The following is a 25,412-nucleotide window of genomic DNA, read 5'->3' as shown; positions in this document are numbered from 1 at the left end:
CTCAATATATTTTTTTATATGGTTCAACATAAGTATTATCAGATGAACAGAAAGTCGGTTCTGTTATCGGACAAAATATAAATCCATGAGGAGCAAAAGTCATAGAATAATACATTGTTCCCACAATCATTCCAGGAGGTCCACCATAAGTAGAAATATATCCGAAAACAATATTTGCCGAAGATTGGAATATAAGTTCGTAATTATTTTCAGAAGCATTGTTCCAAATTATAACTCCATTAATTACAGCATCAAGACAGAACATATATTTACCAATTTTCTCTAAACGTAAAGCCTTTTTCATCACAGTGCTACGAGCCCCTGTATACTGATTACCTCCCCAAGATGTTTTGTACCATTTACCGTCCATTCCACGCCACATTCCATCATGTACATGCGAGTAAGCTTTTATTCCAGTATATGTCCCTACTGCATAATTTATCATAGAATAAGCATCACCTACACTAGGAAAGCCAGTTTCCTCTTTTTTCGGAAGCTTCCCATGAATTGTGATTTCCCCATCACTTACAGTCCCATAACTACTCAAGTCATAGCTACCATTGTAAGAAAATACAGCAACTCCATATACTGCATAGGCTCTAACAAACTCATCGTGAGTTAGATAAAACCAATCATTACTTACAGAATATGGTTTGCCAAACATATTCTGGCCATCCTTGTATAAATTAAACATCCGGTCTATCAAGTCAGGGTCAGACGTACTCCACATATCTTCTCCTGTTAAATCAATCCATTTTAATGGATTTCCATTACAATAAGTATAAGGATTAATTATATAATTCATGGCAGCGTGAGGATCAACACTAATAAAGCAACCAATTAAAGGATCATAGATTCTCGCATTCATATTAATCAGGTTCATTTCATCAATATGCTCATGAGTTGTAAATCCACGTCGCGTAATACGATAAGAATCTATCAATTCTATAGAAGTCAATTTCTCGCCAGTCAATGGATTGCGGCGTTGCCCCCATGCGTCATACCCCAACTGCTGTACTACATTCCCTTGAAAATCAGTCAAGCATCGAATAGAACCTAAATTATCAGAATAGACAAAATATATAGTCGCCTGATTTTCTGTAGTCTTTCTTAAAGCTACCAAATTTTCACCTGCATAAATATAATCAATATCAGTCGATTGGTTATCTGTACATTCTTTTTTCATAATTAGAAAAATAATATTTAGTTAATCGTACAATGCCATTTTCTTCCAACACCGCTTTTGCACGCATCTCATTCACATCATAATCATAAGTCCATATCTTATCTTTTTCTTGTATTGTAGCAATACGATTATTTGTTGAAAATGTTAATATCTGTGAAGGATAATAATCTCTTTCTGACACTGTGGATATGCTATGAATTCGAGATTTATCGCTAGTATATAAATAAGTCCCCATGTCGGATTTTGATGCAATCCGATAACCGGAAGAATATGAAACCTCTTGGCCTGTTTTTCCTTTTCTTTCAGATGCAATAAGCCTTTCATAAGTATCATAGCTGAAATACTCATCAAATCCTTTCCATAAATCATCCGTATAAAACTTTTCTTTACGTGAAAGCATCAAATCACGATGATCATATTGATATAAAAAATCAATAACTCCCGGAGAATAAATATGTGTATATTCTCCACGATTATTATACGTATAATCTACTGTTCGATTATCTCCATTAATAACCTGTGAAATATATCCCAAAGAATCGACCTTCGTGCGTTTCCATAGAATTTTTGAATCGCCTGTAGTTATATCACGAATCTCAACCAATTCACAAAATCTATCATCATATACATTCTTTTGCTTGAAACCAGACGGAGAAGTATACACTGATAAACGTCCAAAGTTGTCATACTGATATTTCTTGACCATCGGTATCCCTAATGTCGTTTTCTTTTCTTCAATAACCCGTCCTATATTATCATATAAATATTCCAGTTTATGTGACAAAGATTCAATTCCTTTTAGCCAACCAGTAACTGCGTCATAAATATAATGAACAGTATTTTCCCCTGTCGTTTTTGTTATTATTCTTCCCTCTTTATCGTAAGCATATTTAATCTTATTTCCTTGACTATCAACCTCTTTAGCTAATTCATTGAAATTGTTATATTCACATGTCGATTTACCTGTAGAATTATTGAAATGAGAAATTCTCAATCCATAATCTGTATATTTATCCTCTGTCGGATATCCTACCGTTTGTACCTTTATTAAGTTATCAGCACTATCATATTGGTAAACTATTGAATCACTATTTTCGATTCTTAATACAGGTAAAGCAGTACGATTATATATCATTATTGTAACAATAGAATCAGTGGTAGATGCATTAGTTATTACAGTTTTTACCTTTTTCCCTCTCCTGACATTTGGATCATAATAAACATAGTCTATAGTTTTTCCATTTTTTGCCCACATCTACTGGAGATGATATTTTCTCTTGTATAATGCGATTCTTATTATCATAATACATTTCTTTCGAATTTACTAAAACTTTCCCTCTATATGAATACAACTTTTCTGACAACCCTTTTTTGTTATAATAAATATCAACATGTTCGCATATTCCATTTAATAGAACTTTTTCTTTTCGAATTTCTCTCCCCAGACAATCGTAGTGTATGGCATTATTAAAAATAATACTTTTTTCTGTATTTCCATTCAATATAACATAATTCGCAACATAGAATCCTTGTTTATCACGTCCCCCTCTTATTGCTTTCCGGACTGAAACAGTACCATCGGGAGCCTTAATTTTATAAGGTCTGAATAAATCATCATAAGTATAATATGTTTTCAGATTTCCCGGTCCGGTATGAATAAGAATATTGCCATAGACATCAGTTGTATAAGTTGAGATTAAACCTGTCGGAGATATAGTCTTACTTCGATGTAGAAAGTTAGTATCATATTCATAAATAAACTGTTTTTTAGTGATAGAATCTTCTATACTCTCCGCAACCAAAAGCCCACAAACATTATATTGGTATCTTTTAAAATATGAATTAAATGATTCTAAAGAAATTTTTCCTTGTGGTGTATAATCGTATCTTTTCACCTGAGTGATACTATTAGCTTCATCTCTTGTGTAGACAGTTGTAATTTTTGAAGGTTTCTTCTTATATAATAGATTATCCGGACGTACATATTGATAATTGGTTAAAACTCTTTTTTTCTGGTATATTATTTACCCTAGCAAATCCTTGATAACTAACATCAGAAATTATGATATTATCTACTTCATCATAAGTATATTGCTCCACTTTTTCACATTGCTTATCCAAGTCTGTTTCAAAAACGGATGTATGTCTCAAATAATAGCTCCCTGACAAATCATGTAATTCAGCTCCATAGTTAGTAGACGAAACGATTTCATGTCCAACACGATACTCGCTTTTGGCAAGATATAATATACAGGGAGATCCTAATACATTATAAGTATTAACCGTGATAGTATTTAAAAGAGAATCTGTTATTATTTGTTTTTCAAATCCAACAAAATTACCTTTATCCTTTCTATAAAAAGGAGTAGTATATGAATATGACTTCTTACCAATATGAATGTTTTTATGCAAATCGGATGTTAGTACATAATTTACATTTCGAATTAATGCATATTGCTTATTCCAATGAGTATATAATCCTTTTATTAGCGGATTCTTACTCACACGTGATTGTACATGACTATTATATTCAATAGAGCGCCTACCCGCATTACCATCTATGATATCAATCACCACATCAGAAGAACATTGTTCATCAAAAGTTACCAAACTGTATTTTACGTCACGAAAACGTGTAATCACCCCTGGCCCTGTTACTCTGGATTGAGAAATGGCTAATACATCAGCTCTACCATCCCCTGTAAAATCACCGGCAAAAAGATCGTGTTTTATAGGATAAACATAAGATTTTCCCTTATATGAATACACATCATCTAATCTTGTAGTTCCAGGAGAGATATCAGGAGATAGAAATAAATCCGTAACATCAATATTGTAGGTATTACTCGTAAAATGACATCCAGGATAACTAACAGTCGCAGCTTTGGTCTCTTTATCTTGGTCAATTGTATAATAACAAGACATTAACTCTGATATACCATCATTATTAAAATCTGCAACTAAGAAAGATAAATTAGGATGTGATTCCGTAATTTCTCCCTTAACAAATTCATTTCCGTTGTAATAATATATAAATTGTTTATATTGTTCCCCGGATTTACAATAAAAAAAGATATCCGCATATTGATCATTATTGAAATACCCGAATTTAATATCCTCGATTTCCCCCTCATTACAGGTAAAATGTGTCAATTTACGAAGATTCCCACTATAATCAATAATAGCATAAGCTGTAAATTCTTTCTTCTTTTTATCATATACAACAATATCATCGTATTTATCTCCATCAACATCTATGACTGCATAACTCCCATTATCTGGTAAAGTTTCTATATTTAGAGAAGTATATTTAACTAATTCATCATCAAAAGAGTAGTATTTATTTCCGATTAGAAGTTGATCTTTTCTATTTCCCTCAAAATGCCCAACTAATACAGGACTAGCAACTCCCCCCAACCTGGTCGTTGTTTTATAACCTAATTTTCCTTCCTCATTCAGATACGCTTTCATAATTGTGAAATGCGTATCATCCTTAGTTAACATAGCTAAATCCAATAAACCATCTCCATTAAAATCCCCGGGAATTACAGTAAAAGAATAGTTTTGGTCATAAATGGTTGTAGTCCATACTTTTTCACGATTTCCTTTTTTATCTATTGTTTGGACTTCTAATACAATATTTATAGAATCCATATATTCTGGAGGTCTCATTATATATTGTTTATCTATTGTCAGAAAATCCTCTATTCCATCACCGTTAAAGTCTCCTTGAATCACATCTGTCGGACGATGTTCAAACGCATATTTTTGCAAACATTTCTCACCTTGATGATTTCCCCAACCTATTATAATAGGATTATAAGCAACATTATTCTTTCCAAACTCTTGTATGCTATTAAGTTTTGGATATATATCTTTCTCATCTTTTATATACTTCATTTTATAGGTACGTACCTGTTCACTTCCTGCAAAAACGGAAATTTCTTTCAATATCTTATCACGTTTAATCCTGAAACCATTCAGGAAACCAGTTGGAACATCTTTCACACGATTATATAAAAAATCAATTCGATTGGTTTGTGTATAATTACATGAATTATTAAATGTATATTCAATTGACTTTAACCATATATCTGCATTTTCAATATCTTGTTGATAATTATACAATATATAATTTCCATAAGGATCTTCTTGACAAGCCAAATACCAGGAAATAATAGTAGTCTGGTCAGCATTAGATAATTGGTATGCTTTGGTATCTTTGTAATCACCATAATAATATTTCATTCCATCTTGAGTGGTCAATACAAAGTAACGTGTAGAGTTATCTCTGGTTATTAAGGAATAATCATTATTTTCTTTATAATAGACTATTTTTCCATCCACCCATTTCTCTATTAGAGGTATACCGTCCAGATAATATTTATTCCAAGAATGTAATTCATTAAATCTAGACTCTTCATTACTACGAGTAATTGAAGATAAACATGACAAATTTATTCCTGTACCTAAAACTCCATCTCCACTATAACTATTGTATACAATTTCCAAATTAGGTCCTATTCCACCATTGCCAACAGGCAACGAGAGAGGAATTGAAAAATTAGAAGCACCATTTGCTGCTATATCAAAAAAATAAGGAGTAGATCCTACTGCTAAAAGTGTATCAAGAGTATGATTATTTACATCAACAGCTACATCATATTCCAAATATGGAATATCAACAGAAGCAGCAATCATTATTCGACGATCTTTACTCTCAATATTATTTGTCCGTGAAATTCGATTTCCATTATTATCATAGTCATAAAACAATCGATTATTCTGTGATAAAACCGAATTGTTTCCTAATAATAGACTTACTAGTGCAATTTTCCAGAATCCCATAATATGTCATAATTATTATATGTGATTTGTATCATACCCATGAGCTGCTAATATTGCTTTATCAGCCTCAAGAATAGAAGAGTACCCATTCTTTTTAGTTAATTAATTATTTACCTGCGTAATAGAACGAAACCACTTATACTCCCCCTCTACTCCTTCTCTCCATACTTTCAATTGATATGGCTTGGTTACAAAATATTTGTTTAAAGTAGGATTGTAAATTCTTACAGCAAAATTATATGTTCCTTCACCACCATATAGTACTACAACAGTCGTATACCAATCAGAATTAAATATTTCCTTCATAGACCCATCGGCAGGTACAGGTCTATATATCCAATGTCCATATTCATAGTATTGATAGACCCCTCTCGGTATGACTATCGGATATTCAGAATCATAATTGACTATTGATATGTATGTATTAGATAAAGGACATTTATCACTCTCCCCAATACATAACAATTCGCTTGAAGGTACTGTTTTTTCGTAATGAGAGGGTGAATACCAACTAGTCACCACATTATCCACCACTTCATATTGTGATTTACTTTCAGAATCATCATCCGAACAACTGCTTATTAATCCTAACATTCCAATGAATATGATTAATTTATATAACGATTTATTCATCATAATATTCCATTTTATTTCTATTCATTTATAGAGCAAAATGGGGATGCCCTCACTAACACCTTACCGAGAAGCATCCCCTTAAACTTAAGAGAAAATTTATTTTACAAGAGATTTAGTCTTACTAATATAAGTTTTCTACTTCCGGCTTGTTATAAATGAGCGAGCCAAAAGTTCCCACAGGGCGTTTCAACGGTACAGACGGTACTCTAATGATTTCATCTTGTTGCGAACGGGTCATTCCTGATCTTCCGCTACGTTTCACCGGTTCACCTGTCGTCGGATCCACCCCTTGAACATCACATAGTGCCCAATATAATGGATAATTGAAATCAAAGTTATCCCAATCTCCGAAAGCATAAGGAAATACGTTATCAATATCATCCTCGTAATCTGAGTTTTGATTGTTCAGCATGACATCCGGATCCATGCCAGTAGCATAATCTCCCCAATCTTTTGCATTGAAAGAACGGAAAGTAATCGGAGCAAATTCATAATATTTATTTCCATATTTATACTCTTGCACTTCCATTCCCACGTTCTTTCCCTCCGTGCGGCTACCAAATAATTTCACAGGAAAATCTATTCCTCTTAGTCCATTAATTATCAATTCACTGGCAGAAGCCGTTTCTTCCGAACAGATGATTCTTACAGAATTAAGATTTAGATCATCACCATCTCCAAAACGGATATACTCATCCGCACCGGAATTACGTTGCATTTTCATAAATACATCCGAACGATGTGATGTACCGGCGATAGAAGCGGCTAAATAACGAGCTAACTCAACTGAACCTCCATTGTTGAAACGTAAATCTAAAATCAAATCTGTAATACCTTCCGCCTTGAACTGCTGAATCACATATTTCAAGTCTTCTTCAAAATTCAAATCAAAACTTAGATAAACTAAATAACCGATATTGAATTTATTCTCTTTTTTATCTTTTATAAACATTGAATTCAAGATAGGGCTATTCTTATAACTACCGGTAGTTAATGTAGTAGCTCCATCCACTAAATCGTAGCCGCCCTGTTTTTCATCAAAGATTTTACGCCTATAGCCGATCTTAAAAGTTTCACCTCCACCTGCATAAAACAAAGTGCTCATGTATTGCTGATAATTATTCTTGTTCAAAGTAACCCCATCAACAGAAACAATCACGTCGCCCCGTCTCAATCCGGCTTTGGCAGCCGGAGATTCCAAATACACATAACCAATGGATAGTCCAATAGTTGTTCTATCCGGCATATAAGAAGAGAAAAACGTACCAAGTCCCGATCCTACAACACTTGTTGCACGAGTATTCGCACGGGTTCTACTGGAACCTGTTTCCATAATATAAGAATAGATATAGCGCTTGCCTGCATTGGCCGAAAATGCACGATAAGTTCCACCATCTTCCATATTGGTTTTCATCGGTAAAAGATAAGTCGGCAGGAAATTTTCATAAGATACTGATGCATAATCTATATCCAACGTATTATATTCCTCATTGAACAAATAATGTTCCTTCAAATATTTATCCATATACTCATTCAAAGCCAAGTCCACTGCCGTTCCGGAGCCTGCTCCTTGTGTGATAGTACATACTGTAACGGGAACCTTATATCCCTCCACTTGCACAGCTACAGTCAAGACCCGTTCTTTTCCGGATTCATTTTTATCAACCTTTACCTTTAATCCGCCTTTACCTGCTGTAGCATTACCACTGGTATTAGTGATGGAAGCCCAATCCGCTCCTGCAGAATATTGTAAAGAAGGAGACCATTTTCCTGCCGCAGTAAATGAAATCTCGACAGTTTCCCCATAAAGAGACACGGTCATTTCTGTTGCACTGGCAATCGCAGTGATTCCATTATCCGCACCACCTACTTCTCCGCCGTCATCACCATCCGAACAGTTACTGAAAGCAACCAGACACAAAGCAAGTAATACTACACTATAAAAACTATTAAATAAATTTTTCATCTATCATTTTATTAAATTAGAAAATTAAAAGATTATTGCGCAGGAACGTTTACCACAGTTTTAGAAAGCTCATAAAGCCGTCCCTCCGCATCTACCCAAGTTACATTGATATTAGTTGGCAACGGTCCGTAAATACTTCCAGAATAAGTGGTTGTTTGTTTGACTCCATATTTCATCACATACTTGATTTGTTCATCAAACATACCCGTCAGGTAGTCTGCAGATCCGGCAAATACATAAAACTGTTTGCAACCGGCTTTAGGCTTCACGGTGTACGTAACCGTATAGAACTTATCCTTTTCTATCTTGTCAATCGTTACCTCCGGCTCACCGGCTTTCCACAAATCCGCATCTTTCTCTATTCTGACGAAAGTCGGTTTTGCACTGGTATACTCCTTCTTTGTCATAGTTGTAGAAGGATTACCGTCTGCATCAACTGCTATCATGAATAATACATAGTCAGCTTTAAACTCTATGTCCTCAATAACCAGTTGATTCTTTTTCAAATCAGCAACGGTAACCTCTGTTACATCCTGATTCATTACCAAAGCCTGCTTTACCATTTCATCATCCCCCCAATATGGATAGTTTCTGAAATCATTCAATGGCATATGGACATAACGGTATTTTACCGGACTACCGGTCGGGGTCAACGTCAACGTCGTGGATAAAGCGCCAGGTTCTATCGATACATCGACCGAAATAGAAGAATTATAGGATATTTCCTTAGAATCAGCCTGCACTTTAACCAACGAACCGAGCTGCCCTTTTTTATCCAAAGCTACTGCAACAAGAAAACCTTTCGTGCCTGGTTCCAAAGAAGCCCTTTCAAAATTTTCAGCCTCTTTGGCAGACTTGCCGTTTTTGATAAGATAGGATATCACATCTCTGTCGGTAGCATAATTAGCCAGAGCCGTTTCCTTCATGTAAGAATAATAATACTTATAGCAATCCGTTCCGGGAGTAAGAGGCGCACTTACACTTGTAACCGTAGCAACCACATTACCCACATTTACCGTTGCCGTTCCGTCATATGTCAGCGCAGGAACAGGAATTTCAACCGACACCAGTTCTTCTGTCTTATACTTTCCTTCTTCATTATAAGGAATAGCCCAAAGCACATACGTTGTTCCCGGCACAACTGTCGGAAGGAAATCCAGCACCTTACCCTCCAGCGGTCCGTTATAATCCGAATACTGTTTGGTTCCGCCATCATAAAAAGACACGTCTTCGATGACTGCATCAGGTGAATAATTAGACTTATCCGTGATTCCTGTATAATAAATGTCACACCCCTTTCTTGTTGCAGAAACCGTTGCACCTTCAAATGTAATATCCGAAACCTTCAATTCCACAGTCGCAGCAGTCTTAATTGCAGCAGCAATTACATCATCAGACTGATACTTGTCGCCTGTTTCAGATGGAGGTACCGCCCAAATCATATACGTCTTTCCGGGTTCTGGATCCTTGCCCAACAATTCCGCCAAGGGCATTTTTTCAAGAGCGGCTGTTTTCATGTACATACGGGCAGAATATCCATTTACTAATTCAGCTACCATTTCTGCGCTGTATTGATCTATTTCCATCACTCCCAAATAATACATTTCTATTCCATTTTTCAAAGTGGTAGAAACCATCTGCCCTTCAACGGATATAGCCACAGGAGCTTCCCCTATTACTACCGGAATCTCCGAAATAAGACTCTGCCCGTTAGATGCAACAGCTACTATAGCGACCTTACCACCTGCCTCTGCATACTGATTTTCTGCAACAGGAGCAATAATAGTCAACCCCTTTCCAGTCAATGAAACTTTCCAGCCGTCAGGTTTGGTCACGGTATATTTCGAAATACCACTCATTTCAACCGGAAGCAATTTCTCCTCACCGTTCGCAAAATACTGTTTTCCTGTCAATATCTCACATTTCAGTTCTTTGGATTTTACAACCTTCAATATCGTACCATCTTTCAGAGTAAAATAAGCATAATCATCATCCTGGCTTACTCCGCTGAAAAGTGAAGTGTCCCCCGTCCCTTCTCCGGAAGCGTAAACACCGGTCGGTTCCCAGTTTTTTCCATTATCGGTAGAGATTTCCCATTCTTTCGTGTTCGTATTAATACGAACCTTAGGAGCGGCAGCCGTCACAGGCATCATATTCCCTTCTCCATCTTTCAAGAGTGTTTTCTTACCGTCCGTACCGGTGATTCCCCAATAATAAATACCATCTTCTTCATTCTTTATAACGGTTATTTGTGGAGCATCCTCTCCATCTTCACCATTATGAATGGTCACTTCTGTCTGGTCTGAAAATTTGATAGTATAACTTCCATCTTCGTTCTCCAGCACAGAAGCGATCGATTTATTTTGAGACAGGGCATCGGTCAATGTCTTTAATGTAGAAATATCACTTTGTATACTCTGCAATGAAGCCTCCAATTTAGCCATACGATCTTCCAGACCGGAAATCGAATTCTTTAAATCATCGTCATTATAACATGACGAAAACATCACAACACATACTGCCATTAGGAAAAATGTACATTTTCCCATGCTACATAAAAATTGATTTCTTCTCATATCTAAAAAAATTAATGATTAGAGAAAACCGCACGATAGATAACACACTATCGTGCGGAAAAATAGTTCTGCCGATATTTATTTGGCGTGAGGATGTTTTCCTAATCTCTTCAAATCAAGATAAATAGTACTTTCACTTTTCATAGCTCCCGGAACATTCTTTTCCACCTGTTCATTAACAATCAGGTTTGCAGGTATCCGGCTATCTTTCTTCACTACTTGAGACTTAGTCATTCCCATTATTCTCTTCTGCGATTTCGGGGCATCCGGGAATAACACGGAAGGATCGGTAACAATACCCTTGTCTTTATCCCAGAATACAGCATAGAGGTCACCAATCACTTCATTGCCGTCAGCATCAGCACCAATAGGTACACATAAAGCAACCAGACGTTTGGCTTCACTTGTCTTATCATATGATTGAATTGTAGAATTAACAGTAGTCAAACCAGACTCTAAACATTTTTCTTTCCATACTTTCATACAATCCTCATAGCTATAATCGCCACTTGCCGAATACTCATCCTCCACTATCATATGAAAGATCTTGGCTACATCCTTTACCATTGAGAACTGAACAGTAAAATTCCCCAACTCACTCATATAAGCACTCAGTTGCATAGTCGGGTCAGGACCTGCTATAATAGCTTCGGTTGAAGCTTTCACTATTTTCACATCAGTCAGTACACCGTCCCAGTCTTCTGCCATATAAGCAAATATATATTCAGTAGCAGGGTCCAAACCGGTAAACGTATAATCTTCAACCCCTCCGTTTGCATTTGCAGGCCACGTATTTGAATCCTCTGATAACAGATATTGAATCAATTCAGCTTTATTAGCCTCTTCCAGCAAATCAGGCGTCATGATATACTGATGATAAAATACTGCCGCTTCCTGATTATATTTATAATTCAACTTCAGACTTGTCCTTCCCGGATCGGAAATAGTAATATCTATTGTAGCCTTGGATGCTCCCGGATTATCAGTCACACGTTCCTGTGTTGAAAAACGGCTTGTTTTCACTTTTGACAACTCCCCATATTCATTACGACCAATATAAGCGACAACATAGGAACCATTCGGAGCAAGATCATATTGGAATTCGGACTTTGTATACGAACCTTCCTGACCGATATTTAGATTCTTAATACCCCATCCTTCCTGATCCAGTGCCTGTGCCAATGCTGTCATCGTAGCCTCGTCCGCATTTTCATAAGGGGCATAGTCTGACTCACTGAAGATACGATAGAACATGGCATAACAGGTTTTTTCCAGAGTTACATCCATATTAACAATAGAAGCACCCGTTTTAGTGATTGTCATTGCACATTCTGCTTCGGGCGCATTATCAGGAATCTGTTTTAATTGAAAGTCCTGACGTACATAATCCCCTTTATTCTTGTTTGCATCCAAGCCGATAGTCGTAGCCGTAATTTTTCTTGTTGCATCGGCAGTATAACCAAAGTCTACGACATAGTACATTTCTTCTTCAGGCACCTGTGCATCTCCTGCCGTCTGCGTCCAATGTCTCATAAAGTCAATATACATATCCTTTCCGTAAGCTTCGATAAACGCATCGATAGGTTCAGCATCTCCGCAAAACTGATAGAAATACTTACAGTCCTCATTCGGAAGGTATTGTATGCCAACCGCCTGATAACTGGGATCAACATCAATATCCACACGAGGATGACCTACTACATCTCCGGAAGGAGTCTTGAGATGACAGATTTTCATATCGGCCGGATTTTGTCCGCCTTCATCATTACAGCCTACCGTTATAATCAGATATTCTGCTCCCGGCACAATCTCCGATTGGGAATACTTGGAATTCGCCCAGTCAAATTCCGCATTCGGATAACTATCCCCTAATGTACTCCTGCTGAAAGTGTAAGCACCGGCACCTTCCGAATTATAAAGAGCTTCCAGAATCAAATCTTCAATTTCTTCTTCGCTTGCACCTACACCTCCACTTTCAAATAAGTAGTTATACATACGGCATAAAGGATAAACATCCAAACGGTAAGATTGCACCTTATCCCCCGGAGTACATTCAAACACAAAATTGTTGGCAGTTCTGCTGGTCACCTTGATGCCCACTCCACGTTCACCGCCATCCACTTCGTTTTCCACCCATTTGATAGGGGTCGGTACAGGAGGAAGCGGAGTATCCGGCTCTTCAGGAGGCGCGGGATCAACTCCCTGTTCATCCTTATCCGAACATGAAATCATCATAGGGCTTATAACTAAAAACAGCCCTAGCAAAAGTAATAAACTAACTAATTTCTTCTTCATAATTAAAAGTGATAAATGTGATTAATCATTTACATATTCATAATCGGCATTGCCGTTTATAGCTTCGCAAACAGCCAGGTTATTCACATAGCCGTTTTCGTCCGTTACTAATGCATAGAAAGAAAGTTTTTCAGCTTTCCATGCATTATCCAATATCACTGTATACTCTTTCATTACTTCCTTATCCTCCGGAAGCTGCCCCAGCTTGTCACCATCAACCGAAGCAGAAAGTAATTTCCTCACTACATGATTGTGCGTATAGTCACGATAGTTGCCACCATCATTCTGTTCATACTTCAAACCGTCTTCCACAGCATATACTATCAGACGATAGTCAGCCGTTTTCTCCGGAGTCACCCTCACCGTAACTTTAGCTTCGGAACCGGCTTCATTATAAAGAGAGCTGATAGCTACCCCACAATGGACAGGATATTTTTCCAAAGACTCATTGAATATTGACCGCATGACAGTATAGTTTTCGGATAATCCCATTTCCTTACGCATATCGACAACACATGAAGGGTAACCGGGGATAGCAAACTTTTTGGAAAGAATTGAGGACTGTTCGATTGCCATCGGATCAGCACTCGTTCCATTTACATGAAAGGACATCAGATAAACAATCCCTTCATAATCCGAATTTATCAGGTAATTCAGGCGAGTCATTCCTGCCGGACACATGGCGCACCATGTTCCGGTAAACTCCATCGCACAAATACGCCTTACAAATCTGGATAGTGTGCCCGACGTACTTTTCGCAACCACTGTCATCAATTTGGATACGTACTTGTCGTAAGATGCTTCAAAAGCATAGGTTCCTGCTTTAGAAGTAGAAAAGGTGCTTCCATCCAAGGTTTGCCCGTCCATCACGGAACGGATGACTGCATCGGCAGTTACATCTATTCCTGCATACATGACCGTAAAAGTTATAACATCCTTTCCGTCGGCAATCAAGGAGTTTTTGCTAACGCTCAAAATCACTTCCGTCTGTTCCGAATCATCGGTATTGCCCGAACAGGAAATCCCGAAAATCCCAATGCCGCAAATGCAGACCAGCAATGCTATTTTATAAATATTTATATACATAAGCCCTCTTTATTCATTATACAGATAATCTACCGATTCTCCAAGCTTGCACTCATTTACGTTATTACACGTATAAGTCTTTCCGCCGTCCAATGTTGTCAGCATCGATACAATCACACGCATATTTTCCACATTCCATCCCGGTTCCAACTGATAAGAACGCTGCATGGTAGACTCTACTCCTGCATTTATTTCACCAGTGAAGCGGTCACCGTTCAACGATGTGGAAAGTACTGCGCGAACTACATTGTTATGGGTATAATCATTTCCACCGTTCGTCTGGAAATATTTGATTCCGTCCTCCACCAGATAGATCAGGCAACGGTAAGTGTTTGCTACATTAGAGGTTAATTTGCCTGTAACTGTCACCGTACGGTCAGAAGCATTATATACAGATTCAATGGCTACCCCACATGACGCAGGATAGTTCTTCAGTTCATTCTGAAGTTCCTCTTCAATCTGACTTTTTATACTGATCATATCTTTAGTACCTTTACGCAGATTGTAAAATAAACGGGGCAATCCCGTGAAATTACCAAGAATATTGGTCCGGTAGTTATTGGTGGCCGCGATAGTCATAGGGTCTGTCATTCCCCCGAAATCCATGTGAAAAGAAGCTACCGCCAATCGTCCCGGCTGTTCTGTCTGGATGGCCTTCAATGTAGTACTAAGTGCCGGACAAGCCTGACACCCGATAGAAGTGAACTGCATCCCCAGCAACTTATGATAATAACTTACCCCGCCTGATGTCGAATTAGCCTGAATAGTCACTTCATTTTCACTGACTATCGACTTACCCTCATAATAACGGGCTTTAAAAACATAAGTACCCGGCACCGAAGTACTGAAAGCACGGATACCATAATCCAGGTTTTCCTCCCCTGATTCTTTTACCAGAATCAGGTTCATCGTACTTTCTTCACTTACATCTTTAGCACCTAGTCTGACTGTAAAAGTCACCCTCTCCACACCGTCTGCCTGCATGACTGTCTTATCAGCAGTAATACGCAGAATACCGTCATCCGCCCCTCCGTTCTCTGTTTCGTCCGAACTTCCGGAACAGGATGACAGCATTGCTAAACAAAGGATCATTACAATTGGTAGAATTGTCAGGTATAATTTCTTCATAAGCCTTAGTCATTATAAATATAATCTACGCTACCGTCGATAGAACATTGGGTTATATTATCCACCATATATGCGTCATCAACCTTACGTAATGCATAAACCACTACACGTGACGTTGAAGAGTTCAGGTTCGTTGCTCCGGAAATCATAAAAGTACCGGCAGTATGTTCTTCATTCGCTTTTACAGTAAATCTTCTATCGGTTGACATCGCCATGTAATTGTTGGAAATAGCTCTGACCGTATAATCATACGAGGTTTCATTTCCTCCGGATGCGGTCAAGCCATCAGTAACCAAGACATAAACCAGATCATATTCTCCTCCCTGGCTCGACTTTAACGCTGCATTTACCGTAATCTCACCACTTGAAGAATTATAAGACGTATTCACTTTGATGCCGCAAGTGGCCGGATATTTTCTGATCTGGTCTTTCAAGGTTTGTTTGATGGCACTTACATTTCTGTCTATCGACATCACCTTCAAATCATAGATACAGGTAGGAAAACCGGTTGCTCCAAAACGGGTCATAATAGTGCTTGTCTGCGACAAATGGAACGGGTCGGTAGCAGAACTGCTGGAAGCATGAAAAGCCATTTTCACCATACGATCCGGCATTATCTCTTCTACTTTCTTCAATGCCGAAGTCATAGCAGGACAATAAGTACACCAAGTTCCGGTCATTTTGAAAACACCCACCTTACGGTAAAAAAGTTCATAGTTTTTCCGATTCTGTACAGTCACGGAGACTTCTTCCGACTCCCAGTCCAGATAATAGGCCTTAAAACGATGTGATCCGTTTTCTACAGCCGAAAATGTGTTGGTTCGTCTATCTAAATAATCACCGGTATTAACATCTTCAAAATACACATTTTTAATATATTCAGAAGTTGTCAGCACTTTTCCATTCGCATCGGTCACCGTGAAAGTTGCCATATCGGTTCCATTGGCTTCAATCTTAGCTTTATCCACAGTCAAAGTAATAGGTCCCGTCACTTCACCGCTATCCGGCACCTCAGTGTCGTCAGAATTGCCGCTGCATGACACCAAACATCCGCACAGGCACATCAGGCCCGGCATAAAAAACATTGCAAATTTTCTCATATTCTATATTCTAATTAATAAATGATTCACTGACCTCAAAACGAAGTGGTAATAGTCAGGTTAGCACCTGTGTATTTAGGAATCGTCCGGCAAACTCCCCCGGAACATACATATCCTTCCCTGTTACGACCATAACTCAACGCAATACGCGTACGTGATTTTGCATAGCTGGCCCCCACATTGTAATAATGGATTTTATCTTTGCCATGATTATACATATCACTTCCGTAAATGCTCCATGCCGGAGCAAAATTCAGTTCCAGCAGAGCTGCCATCCAGTCCTTTTGATCTTCTTTTGTATTAAGGTATTGTAACTCCATACGAGTGGAAAAAGAAGGAGTGAATTTATATTGCAAATCTGCTACAAAAATATTCGACAGCGAGGTCGTTTTTTTCGCTCCGTAAGAAGGACTATATTCCTGCATGGAATAAAGCAGGTTCATTTTGAATGACTTTGTCCACTGCTTTTCTACATCGAAACTAAAATCACGGAACGCCAAGTTACCCATCTGGGCTGTGCCTTCTTTTTCTAAAGCGTAATAGGTAGAGAAGTTAGCATGTAATTTCAGACCGCGCTTACCTCCAATCACCGTTCCTCTTTTGAAATGATAAAAGACATCCAGTTGTCCCCCCATCTCACCGCTGATTGTATTCGTCACATCTCCCACTTGTGGAGTATGAGGATGTAAATTGGTCAGCATATAGGTATATTGCGTACTCATCGCCGGGACGTAATTCAACAAATTCGAAGTAGAACCATTACCAGCAATAATTTCACTGTTCATCCATTCCAGACGACGTCCAGTCAGATTCACACCTAATCCGCTGCCACTATAGCCCAGTTCCAGCAATTGTGCATTGGCACGTTTCCTTACAAAAGCCTTGTCATCGTGGATGAATCCATAATATTTATCACCGCCATCTACATATTCCCCCTTCATTGTAAACCCGGAACGTTCAAAATTCACCCGCCCCGAGAAGCCATTCGAATAAGGCTTTCCTCCTTCTTCTTCGAGGTCGATACTGATCTTCTCATACCGGTTCAATGCCCCTCCTTCGATACTCAAGGAGGTATTTTGCCATTTAAGCATTTCAGACAGGGAGAAACTTACATCTACACCACGTACTTGTGTATCAGAAAAATCCATACCAAAACGTGGAGTTCCCCAAATAGCCTTCAACCCTACAATATTCTTGTAATTGTAGGTAAAACGTGCTCCCATCACCGCATTATTTAAACCAAGCATACGGTCCTCCCAGCTACGGAATAGCAGTCCACTACCGAACTGCTCATAAAACGTACCCGCTGTTATGGAGAAATCCTTGTCGGCCCAAGATACGTAATAGTTGGTCAGCTTTGCCTTTTCCAATTCTTTCGGGTATCCCACCAGTACCGGTTCATAGGCTTCCAACTGTACGCCTACGGCAAACTTGCCCTGATAGTAATCCAATTTCAGATAATTATTCGAACCGAAATGATCTTCCGGAGATTCTGCTTCTGTTTTACTATCATCCTTATAGTAAGTCGTATTTGTTTCAAAGCTCCCCGTCAGATAACCCTTCTTGTTATCTTCCTGTGCATAGGTCAGAGTTGATGCTAACGCTAATAAAGCAAACATCCGAAATCTTATTCTAGTCATGTCATTGCGTTTATCTATGAATAATAACAGATTTACTTCTGTAATTTTTTAATCGCTTTCAATAGTTCCAGTTCACTTCCCGGAGCATAGCCGGTATGTGAATAGACAATTTTTCCCTCCGCATTTACCACATATACCTGCGGGGTCAGGCTCACATTCATAGCTCGCATGAACTCCTGATTCTTATCATACAACATGATAAAATCATCCCATCCATGCCCCTCCGCCAGCGCACGCGCTTTGGCTGTAGAACGGCTGTCATCTGTTGAGACAGCTACCACACGAAACTTGGCTTCTTCCAACCAGTCGGGCAACAGTTCATTAATAGCATCCAACTCACGAATACAGGGTTTGCACGTTGTTGCCCAAAAAGAAATAATCATAGGCGTCTTGTGATTAACCAGGGAAGCGGTGTTCACCTGCGTTCCTTTGGAATCTTCAACCTTGACTGACGGTATTTGTGCCATAGCACAAGTTAGAAAAGCAAACAACAGGGTAATGCAGACAATTAATGCTCTCATAAATTCTTTTATTAGTGATGTTTATAATTTTGTTTTTTTTATCTGATAAGTTCCATCTTACAACCAAAAAGCCTGAATTTTTGTATCTGTATCTCACCTTCTTTATACATATCGCCTATCAGGTTAGCATTCTCGAAAGTGACCGTTTGTGTTTCAGCATCGTATTCTCCCCGGTAAACATCGGAAGAACTTCCATCCAGAGCAAGTCTCCTGAAACGAATGGTATATAAGCCATAGGAAGCAACATCTTCGTCCGTCACGATAGACAGATAGGTTTTCTGCTTAGCTGCATCATATTCATAGTGCAACCGCCAGTTAAATTCCCACTCAATATCATTATCCGGATCAAACCCATTCTTATTTGAACAAACCATATAGTGTCCGTAAGCCTCCGTACCTTCTTCCGCCGTATTTACTTTTACAGAGAAGCCTATCGGCACATTGGACACATTGGTGGCAGATGCCGTTCCGGTAAATACCCAAGTTCCTGAAAGAGTTTCATAAAGACTGGAATCATTGTCTTCAATAATCACCGTCAACCGCTTGTTTTCACCAATGGACGCCCCTTCCGCACTAGCTATTTCAATATCAAAGGAACGGTCATCATTGACTATTTTGTCATCTACAGTTTTAAACTCAAAATTTATAGTCTCCTGTCCGGCAGGAATAAGTAGTGTTTTGGTGGTGACGATGTAATTTTCATCTTCTTTTGCACTATGATCCTTTAACTCGAATGTCACACGGATAGTTCCGGTATGTTCACCTGTCACTACGACAGGTACAGTGCACAAACCTGCAGATTCTTTCACTGTCATCGCTGTCTCCTGCAAGTTTACCGTAGCCGCTCCGGAGTTAAGCTGTTCCTCGTCATCCGAACAGGCAGTTATTAGAACAGCACACAGAAGAAATGCATATATTTTCAGATAGTTCATTTTACTCAAGTGTTTGATAATTTACTTTATTCAATTTATTAATATCCCGGATTCTGTTGACCTGCCAGTTGAGGATTGGCGTCCATTTCAGCTTTAGGAATAGGCCAAAGCATCCGCTGGTCATCAGCAGGTTTATCCAGTCCGTCAGTGCTTGCCTGTCCCGGGAAAAGTATCAACCCTTTGCTTTGTGCTTTTCCGCGTTTCACACCTTCTCCCCAACGTTTCAGGTCCATCAGCCGGTAGCCCTCACCCACCAGTTCACGTTCGCGTTCGTTCATGACTTCATTAAGCAAAGCCTCCTGATCGTAGGTCGCATCAGCCAGTCCCTCGATTCGTGCTTTCTTTAGTGCATTCAGAGCATCATTCGCTTTTTGCACAGATGCCGCAGTTCCGATCCTTGCATTGGCTTCAGTGGCAATCAGATACATTTCAGCAATGCGGAATGGTTTCGGCTGATTCAAATACCGTGTTTCACTTCCTAATGCATTGTAATACTCATTACCCGGATATTTATTAAAGAAATATATATCCGCTGCATTACCGGACGATACGGTTAAATGATACTTCCCGAAATAAGTGGCCAACCGGATATCTTTCTCATTATATAAGTCAATCAGTCTTTGTGTAGGAATATAATCCTTCTTTGTGGTCGGATAACCGATAAAAATAGTTCCTAAAGGGACACCGGCGTCATCAGCACTGGTCATGGCAATCTGCCAGATGGTTTCCGTTCCTTTGTCATCCTTCCATATACTTTCAAAATCCTTCGCTGTATTCGACAATGGATATCTGTTTGAATTAACCAGGTCACCCGCATACTTCGCAGCATTTTCATAGTCATCCATCTGCAGGGCAACGCGTGCTTTCAGAGCCGCCACCACATCTATCGTAATATAATTTCCGCAATTCTTGGGAGCTGTATTCACGGTCACATATCCGCCGTTGATATATCTGTCATAATCAGCAATACCATTTTTGGCCGTTTCTATGCGCTCTTCAGCTTCTTCCAGATCATTTAATATCTGTTTATAAGTATCCTCCAGTGAAGAACGTCCCGGATATTGGGTAGCAGAAAGTTTGGGTTCATATTTCACTTGAAGCGGCAGTCCCTGAGTGCTGCTTGCAGTAGCCACATTGTAATCACGACAAAATAATGTTGCCAGATAAAAGTAGCAGTATGCTCTTGTGAAATAAGCTTCCCCCTCGTAGACATTAATCTGCTTTCTTTGGATTTCAGTCAACTCAATCTCCGGATTCTCATCTATCTTGTCTACTCCGTCGATAAAGAAATTGGCACGTCCGATAGCAGCGTAACAGTTTGCCCAAATTGTTTCTATAGCAGAGTTGGTACTCTCGAAGGTCCAACGGTGCAACTCACCATATTTATTAGAGAAATCCGCCACTGCATTAAAGGCATCCGCCTGAACTTCGGGCACCAGCACATAGCTGCCGCCAGTCAGTCCCAGATATACAGAATAGATACCGGCACGCGCTTCTTCAAAACCGACTATGGTTGTCAATGCTTCCTCTGTCGGAATAGCATCATATGGCATTTTATCCATATCACAGGAAGTCATTCCAAGTGTCAGTACAGTCAATGCTATTATAGATATTTTCTTCATATTCACCATTCTTTATGTTTTTAGAAAGTTAGTTCGACGCCAAAAGAGTATTGCTTGGTATTGGGGTAGTTACCCAACTGGATATTACTGTCCACTTCCGGATCATATCCTTTATATTTAGTCACAGTTAGCAAATTACGTCCTACAAAATAGATTCTGGCATTACTGATTACTCCGGTTTTCTGAATCAGCTTGGTAGGTAAAGTATATCCGACAGTCAGATTTTTCATACGCATAAATGAGGCATTTTCCAACAAATGCGTGTCAAACTGCATCGGAGAATCCGGAGTAGAGATTCTGGTTACGTCTCCCGGTTTCTGCCACATATTAAGCATTTCCACGGTTTGATTGTCCGAACCCGCGAAGGTCGGATTTTCTGTAAAGAAGCGTTCATTATTCAACATATACTGGCCAAGCATAAAGGAAAAGTCCGCGCTGACGGAAATCCCTTTCCATCCGAATTGGGTGCCAAAACCACCTGACCAAGGTGCGTAACGTTGCTTACCGATAAAAACGGCATCTTCTTCGGAATAACTTTTCGTCAGATTTCCATTTTTATCATACCACATATTATATCCGTCACGCGGATCGACTCCCGCCCACTTTACATAGTAATATTCTCCCCAAGGTTTACCGACTTTCATTTTCAAACCGGTATCGGGTAAGGTATATTCATCCAACCCGTTAAACAGTTTGGTTATTTCATTCTTATTATAATTCAAATTTCCGGAAACACTCCATGAAAAGTCTCTTGTTTTCAGAATATCCACTCCCAGTGTAATATCAAAGCCACGATTACGCATACTCGCCACATTTTCCACACTACTGCCATGTCCGGTAGTGTATGACAACGGATACGCCATCAGCATATCTTCTGTCTGACGGTTATAGAATTCCAAATCCACAGAAAAACGGTCAAACACCCTTGTGCTGATTCCTATATTCAGTGTTTTCATACTTTCCCATGTCAGGTTATCATTCCCAACGGTGGAAGGAGCAATACCTGCCTGCCCGTTATACAGCAAACCGGAGCCAACCAATGCCAAAGCGTTATAGGCACTGATACCGGAATTACCTGTTGTTCCATAGCTCGCTTTCAACTGCAAGCTGTTCAACCATGAGATATTCTGCATAAAATCTTCTTTTCTCATATCCCACATGGCTCCTAATGAATAGAAGTTTGCCCATTGGTTGTTTTTGGCAAACAAAGAAGAACCGTCACGTCGTGCTGCCAAATCAATATAGTATCGGTCAGCAAAGCTATAGCTGATTGTACCGAAATAGGAATTGAATACTTTATCATACATTGAGTGTATGGGTACTTCTGATTCGGCTCCTGCTGCCATCAGCATCATCCGGCTGTCTACCATTTTTTTAGAAGTCGCCGAGAAATTCTCATTTTTGGTTATGATGGATTCCTGTCCCGCCAATACCGTAAAATGATGTGCACCCGACAAACTGAACTTATATTCTGCCGTATTGGTAAAAGTAAATGAATAATAACGTTCAAAAGACTCGGATGCTACTCCTGCTCCCTCAAATGGTCCTTCCGGATATGCTTTATGAGAGTTGCGGTAATCAAAAGCATCTACTGCCTGTGAAGTACGGATATTCAATCCTTTTATCGGGTTTATATTAAAGAAGGTATTACCGTTGATACGTACCGTACTCCGGTCGTTAGGCTGAAGCTCTGACAGATAATACGGATTATAGTATCCCATATCGTCTAAATGATCCAGTCGCTTGCCATAACCTGTAAAATTACCTTCTTCATCGGTCAATATTTCATTCATCGTCTGATCGGGACGATAAATGCGGGCAGCATATGCTTTATTATAAACGCTATTGGCTTCCGTACCGAAAGTGGTTGTATTATATTTCTGATAGGAAAGGTTCACATTAATTCCTGCCTTCAGCCAATCGGTCACCTTCACTTCTACATTACTACGCAAAGTCTCACGACGCAGGGATGAATCATCCATAATTCCATCCGTATCATAGTGACCGAATGAGACATAATAGTTGATACCTTCAGAGCCACCGACCACATTTACATCATATTGCTGGGTAGGAGCTGCATCTCCGAAAAAGACGTCCGACCAGTCTGTCGATATACCATTATCTACATAGAACTTTTTCCGTTTTTGGAATGTCGTATCATATACTTTCCCCGGGTCCAACATTTCCTGCAGAGTGAGCCATTGTTCGCTGTTCATCATCTCGATATTGTCTCCCGTCATTTTAGACCAGCCATATTGCGCATTAACGGTTACACGGGCTTTCTGTCCCATTTTACCTTTCTTACTAGTCATTATTACCACTCCGTTAGCAGCACGGGATCCATAAATGGCTGTTGAGGACGCATCTTTCAATACAGTCATGCTTTCGATGTCATTCGGATTTAATGCAGTAAATGCACCGGAGGAGATAGGTGAACCGTCGAGAATAAAAAGAGGTTCTGTATTTGAGTTGATCGAACTTACTCCACGCAATCTCATTACGACAGTTCCGCTCGGTTCCCCACTAGGAGTAAAAACCTGCAAACCGGCAACCTGTCCTTGCAATGCATCCCCGGCATTGGCCACAGGTTTATTGGCTATCTTACTATTATTTACTGTTGTTACAGAACCTACTACCGAACCAAGTTTCTTTGCCGAACCGTAGCCCACCACCACAACTTCGTCCATCAGTTGTGCATCAGATTTCAAAATAACTTTAATAGTCGGCTGTACAGAAACCGACTCCGTTTTCATACCTATATAAGAGATTTGTATTATTTTTGCTGAATTTGGTACATTTAGCAAAGTAAAACGACCATCCACGTCTGTTATTGTACCTAAATTTGTGCCTTTTATGACAATCGAAGCCCCTACAACAGGCTGTTTGTCATCATCGGAAATCACAGTCCCCGTGACTTTCTGCGTTTGAGCTGTTATCAGCCCGATACCTATAAAAAGGTATCCAAATAGCAGCGCTAATTTTTTCTTCATAAATCTCTTTTTAAGTTATTAAATAGCCCTAAAACAATTAAACTCACTTTTCACACTTTATTAAGTTCTATCAGAACTTAATAAAGATTCATTGCTTTTGTTGTGTTTTTTACATCAAATATGTTATCTAGGGGAGAAATGTTGCTTGATTTTACTTTTTCGATCAATCCATATAACGATTTCGCAAAAAAAATATGTCTTTTCGTTGTTTTTTGCAAAAAGAATATATACTTTTGTTCCATTAAACGATACCAAAAAGGAATTGTTAATAAATACAACTTGAGAAAGATTGATAATTTACATTTTAATAACTTATACACTTATTTTAATATAAATAGGGTATGAAAAATCACCAAGTTCTGATAGAACTTGGTGATTTTTCTTTTAATGAAGTACGCTATAGCCATTTTAGCTCAATTAACCTCCTATCAAACCTTTCATCAATATTATAATTAAATTTCAAATTGATCTTAAACATAAAATAAAATCAGAATTATAAAAGAGTCTCGTTTAAACTATGTTAAATAGGTACTATCTGAAAATTCTCCATATATGACACTCGGTATATTTCTTTATACAAATAAAAACACTCAAACACATAGCGATACAATTTCTTTACATTGAAATAGATTAGATTATTTCACGATTTCAATTTTTTGAGAGATTTACTATAGTTTTATCTCTTGATTTTAAGGAGCGCCTCGTTGCTTTAAAACCAACGGGGTATTCCTCGGTGTCGAACGGGTCGTTCCTTTTAAAGGAACGACCCGTTGGTTTTAAACCAAAAATCACTTATGTAACCACCTGAAATCCAAATCATTACACAAGCATTCTCTCGTACCTTCCTTTTATAAGAAAATTCTCAACACAATAATGCAAATGCCAA

At 38.8% G+C, this 25,412-nt stretch carries 16 protein-coding genes; all 16 read right to left on the bottom strand.

The window, feature by feature from the left end; genetic code table 11:
- Position 1: 1 nt before the first annotated feature.
- On the bottom strand, positions 2–1,186 hold the full coding sequence (locus NXX38_RS18240; protein WP_258980582.1) for an RHS repeat domain-containing protein: 1,185 nt from the start codon (positions 1,184–1,186) through the stop codon (positions 2–4).
- Positions 1,164–2,441: a hypothetical protein gene (locus NXX38_RS18235; RefSeq protein ID WP_258980580.1), complete on the bottom strand. Its 1,278-nt coding sequence runs from the start codon at positions 2,439–2,441 to the stop codon at positions 1,164–1,166. Before NXX38_RS18235 ends, NXX38_RS18240 begins: the two co-directional genes overlap by 23 nt.
- A complete protein-coding gene (locus NXX38_RS18230; protein WP_258980579.1) occupies positions 2,398–3,081 on the bottom strand; it encodes a hypothetical protein in 684 nt (227 codons plus the stop codon). The genes NXX38_RS18235 and NXX38_RS18230 overlap by 44 nt, the downstream gene beginning before the upstream one ends.
- A 73-nt stretch (positions 3,082–3,154) precedes the next feature.
- The gene (locus tag NXX38_RS18225; protein ID WP_258980577.1) at positions 3,155–6,034 is read right to left on the bottom strand and encodes an FG-GAP-like repeat-containing protein; all 2,880 of its coding nucleotides are present in this window, start codon (positions 6,032–6,034) and stop codon (positions 3,155–3,157) included.
- Positions 6,035–6,136: 102 nt separating this feature from the next.
- Positions 6,137–6,670: a hypothetical protein gene (locus NXX38_RS18220; protein WP_234132190.1), complete on the bottom strand. Its 534-nt coding sequence runs from the start codon at positions 6,668–6,670 to the stop codon at positions 6,137–6,139.
- A 121-nt stretch (positions 6,671–6,791) separates the two neighbouring features.
- Positions 6,792–8,636 (bottom strand): S41 family peptidase, encoded by a 1,845-nt coding sequence (locus tag NXX38_RS18215; RefSeq protein ID WP_258980576.1) that lies wholly within the window; start codon positions 8,634–8,636, stop codon positions 6,792–6,794.
- A 32-nt stretch (positions 8,637–8,668) separates the two neighbouring features.
- Positions 8,669–11,161, bottom strand: a complete 2,493-nt coding sequence (locus tag NXX38_RS18210) for a DUF4988 domain-containing protein (protein ID WP_258980574.1) — start codon at positions 11,159–11,161, stop codon at positions 8,669–8,671.
- A gap of 129 nt (positions 11,162–11,290) precedes the next feature.
- Positions 11,291–13,507 (bottom strand): hypothetical protein, encoded by a 2,217-nt coding sequence (locus tag NXX38_RS18205; protein WP_258980573.1) that lies wholly within the window; start codon positions 13,505–13,507, stop codon positions 11,291–11,293.
- Between the two features lie 21 nt (positions 13,508–13,528).
- A complete protein-coding gene (locus NXX38_RS18200; protein ID WP_234132194.1) occupies positions 13,529–14,593 on the bottom strand; it encodes an Omp28-related outer membrane protein in 1,065 nt (354 codons plus the stop codon).
- Between the two features lie 9 nt (positions 14,594–14,602).
- Entirely contained in the window at positions 14,603–15,721 is a 1,119-nt protein-coding gene (locus NXX38_RS18195) for an Omp28-related outer membrane protein (protein ID WP_258980571.1), read from the bottom strand.
- Positions 15,722–15,726: 5 nt separating this feature from the next.
- Complete coding sequence (locus NXX38_RS18190; protein ID WP_258980569.1) at positions 15,727–16,821, bottom strand: Omp28-related outer membrane protein; 1,095 nt, start codon at positions 16,819–16,821, stop codon at positions 15,727–15,729.
- 35 nt (positions 16,822–16,856) lie between these two features.
- Positions 16,857–18,461 carry a DUF6029 family protein gene (locus NXX38_RS18185; protein WP_234132197.1) on the bottom strand — a complete coding sequence of 535 codons (1,605 nt, stop codon included), beginning with the start codon at positions 18,459–18,461 and terminating at the stop codon, positions 16,857–16,859.
- Between the two features lie 32 nt (positions 18,462–18,493).
- Positions 18,494–18,982 carry a TlpA disulfide reductase family protein gene (locus NXX38_RS18180; RefSeq protein WP_143260131.1) on the bottom strand — a complete coding sequence of 163 codons (489 nt, stop codon included), beginning with the start codon at positions 18,980–18,982 and terminating at the stop codon, positions 18,494–18,496.
- A 38-nt stretch (positions 18,983–19,020) separates the two neighbouring features.
- Complete coding sequence (locus NXX38_RS18175) at positions 19,021–19,914, bottom strand: Calx-beta domain-containing protein (protein ID WP_234132198.1); 894 nt, start codon at positions 19,912–19,914, stop codon at positions 19,021–19,023.
- A 38-nt stretch (positions 19,915–19,952) separates the two neighbouring features.
- The gene (locus NXX38_RS18170) at positions 19,953–21,536 is read right to left on the bottom strand and encodes a RagB/SusD family nutrient uptake outer membrane protein (RefSeq protein ID WP_258980566.1); all 1,584 of its coding nucleotides are present in this window, start codon (positions 21,534–21,536) and stop codon (positions 19,953–19,955) included.
- A 20-nt stretch (positions 21,537–21,556) separates the two neighbouring features.
- Positions 21,557–24,526, bottom strand: coding sequence for a TonB-dependent receptor (locus NXX38_RS18165; protein WP_258980564.1), 2,970 nt, complete (start codon positions 24,524–24,526; stop codon positions 21,557–21,559).
- Positions 24,527–25,412: the final 886 nt, after the last annotated feature.

Origin of the sequence: Bacteroides sp. BFG-637, assembly GCF_024793605.1 — a bacterium.
Taxonomy (GTDB): Bacteria; Bacteroidota; Bacteroidia; order Bacteroidales; family Bacteroidaceae; genus Bacteroides; species Bacteroides vicugnae.
Note: the sequence above shows the minus strand (reverse complement) of the source record. Positions and strands in the feature narration are given on the sequence as shown.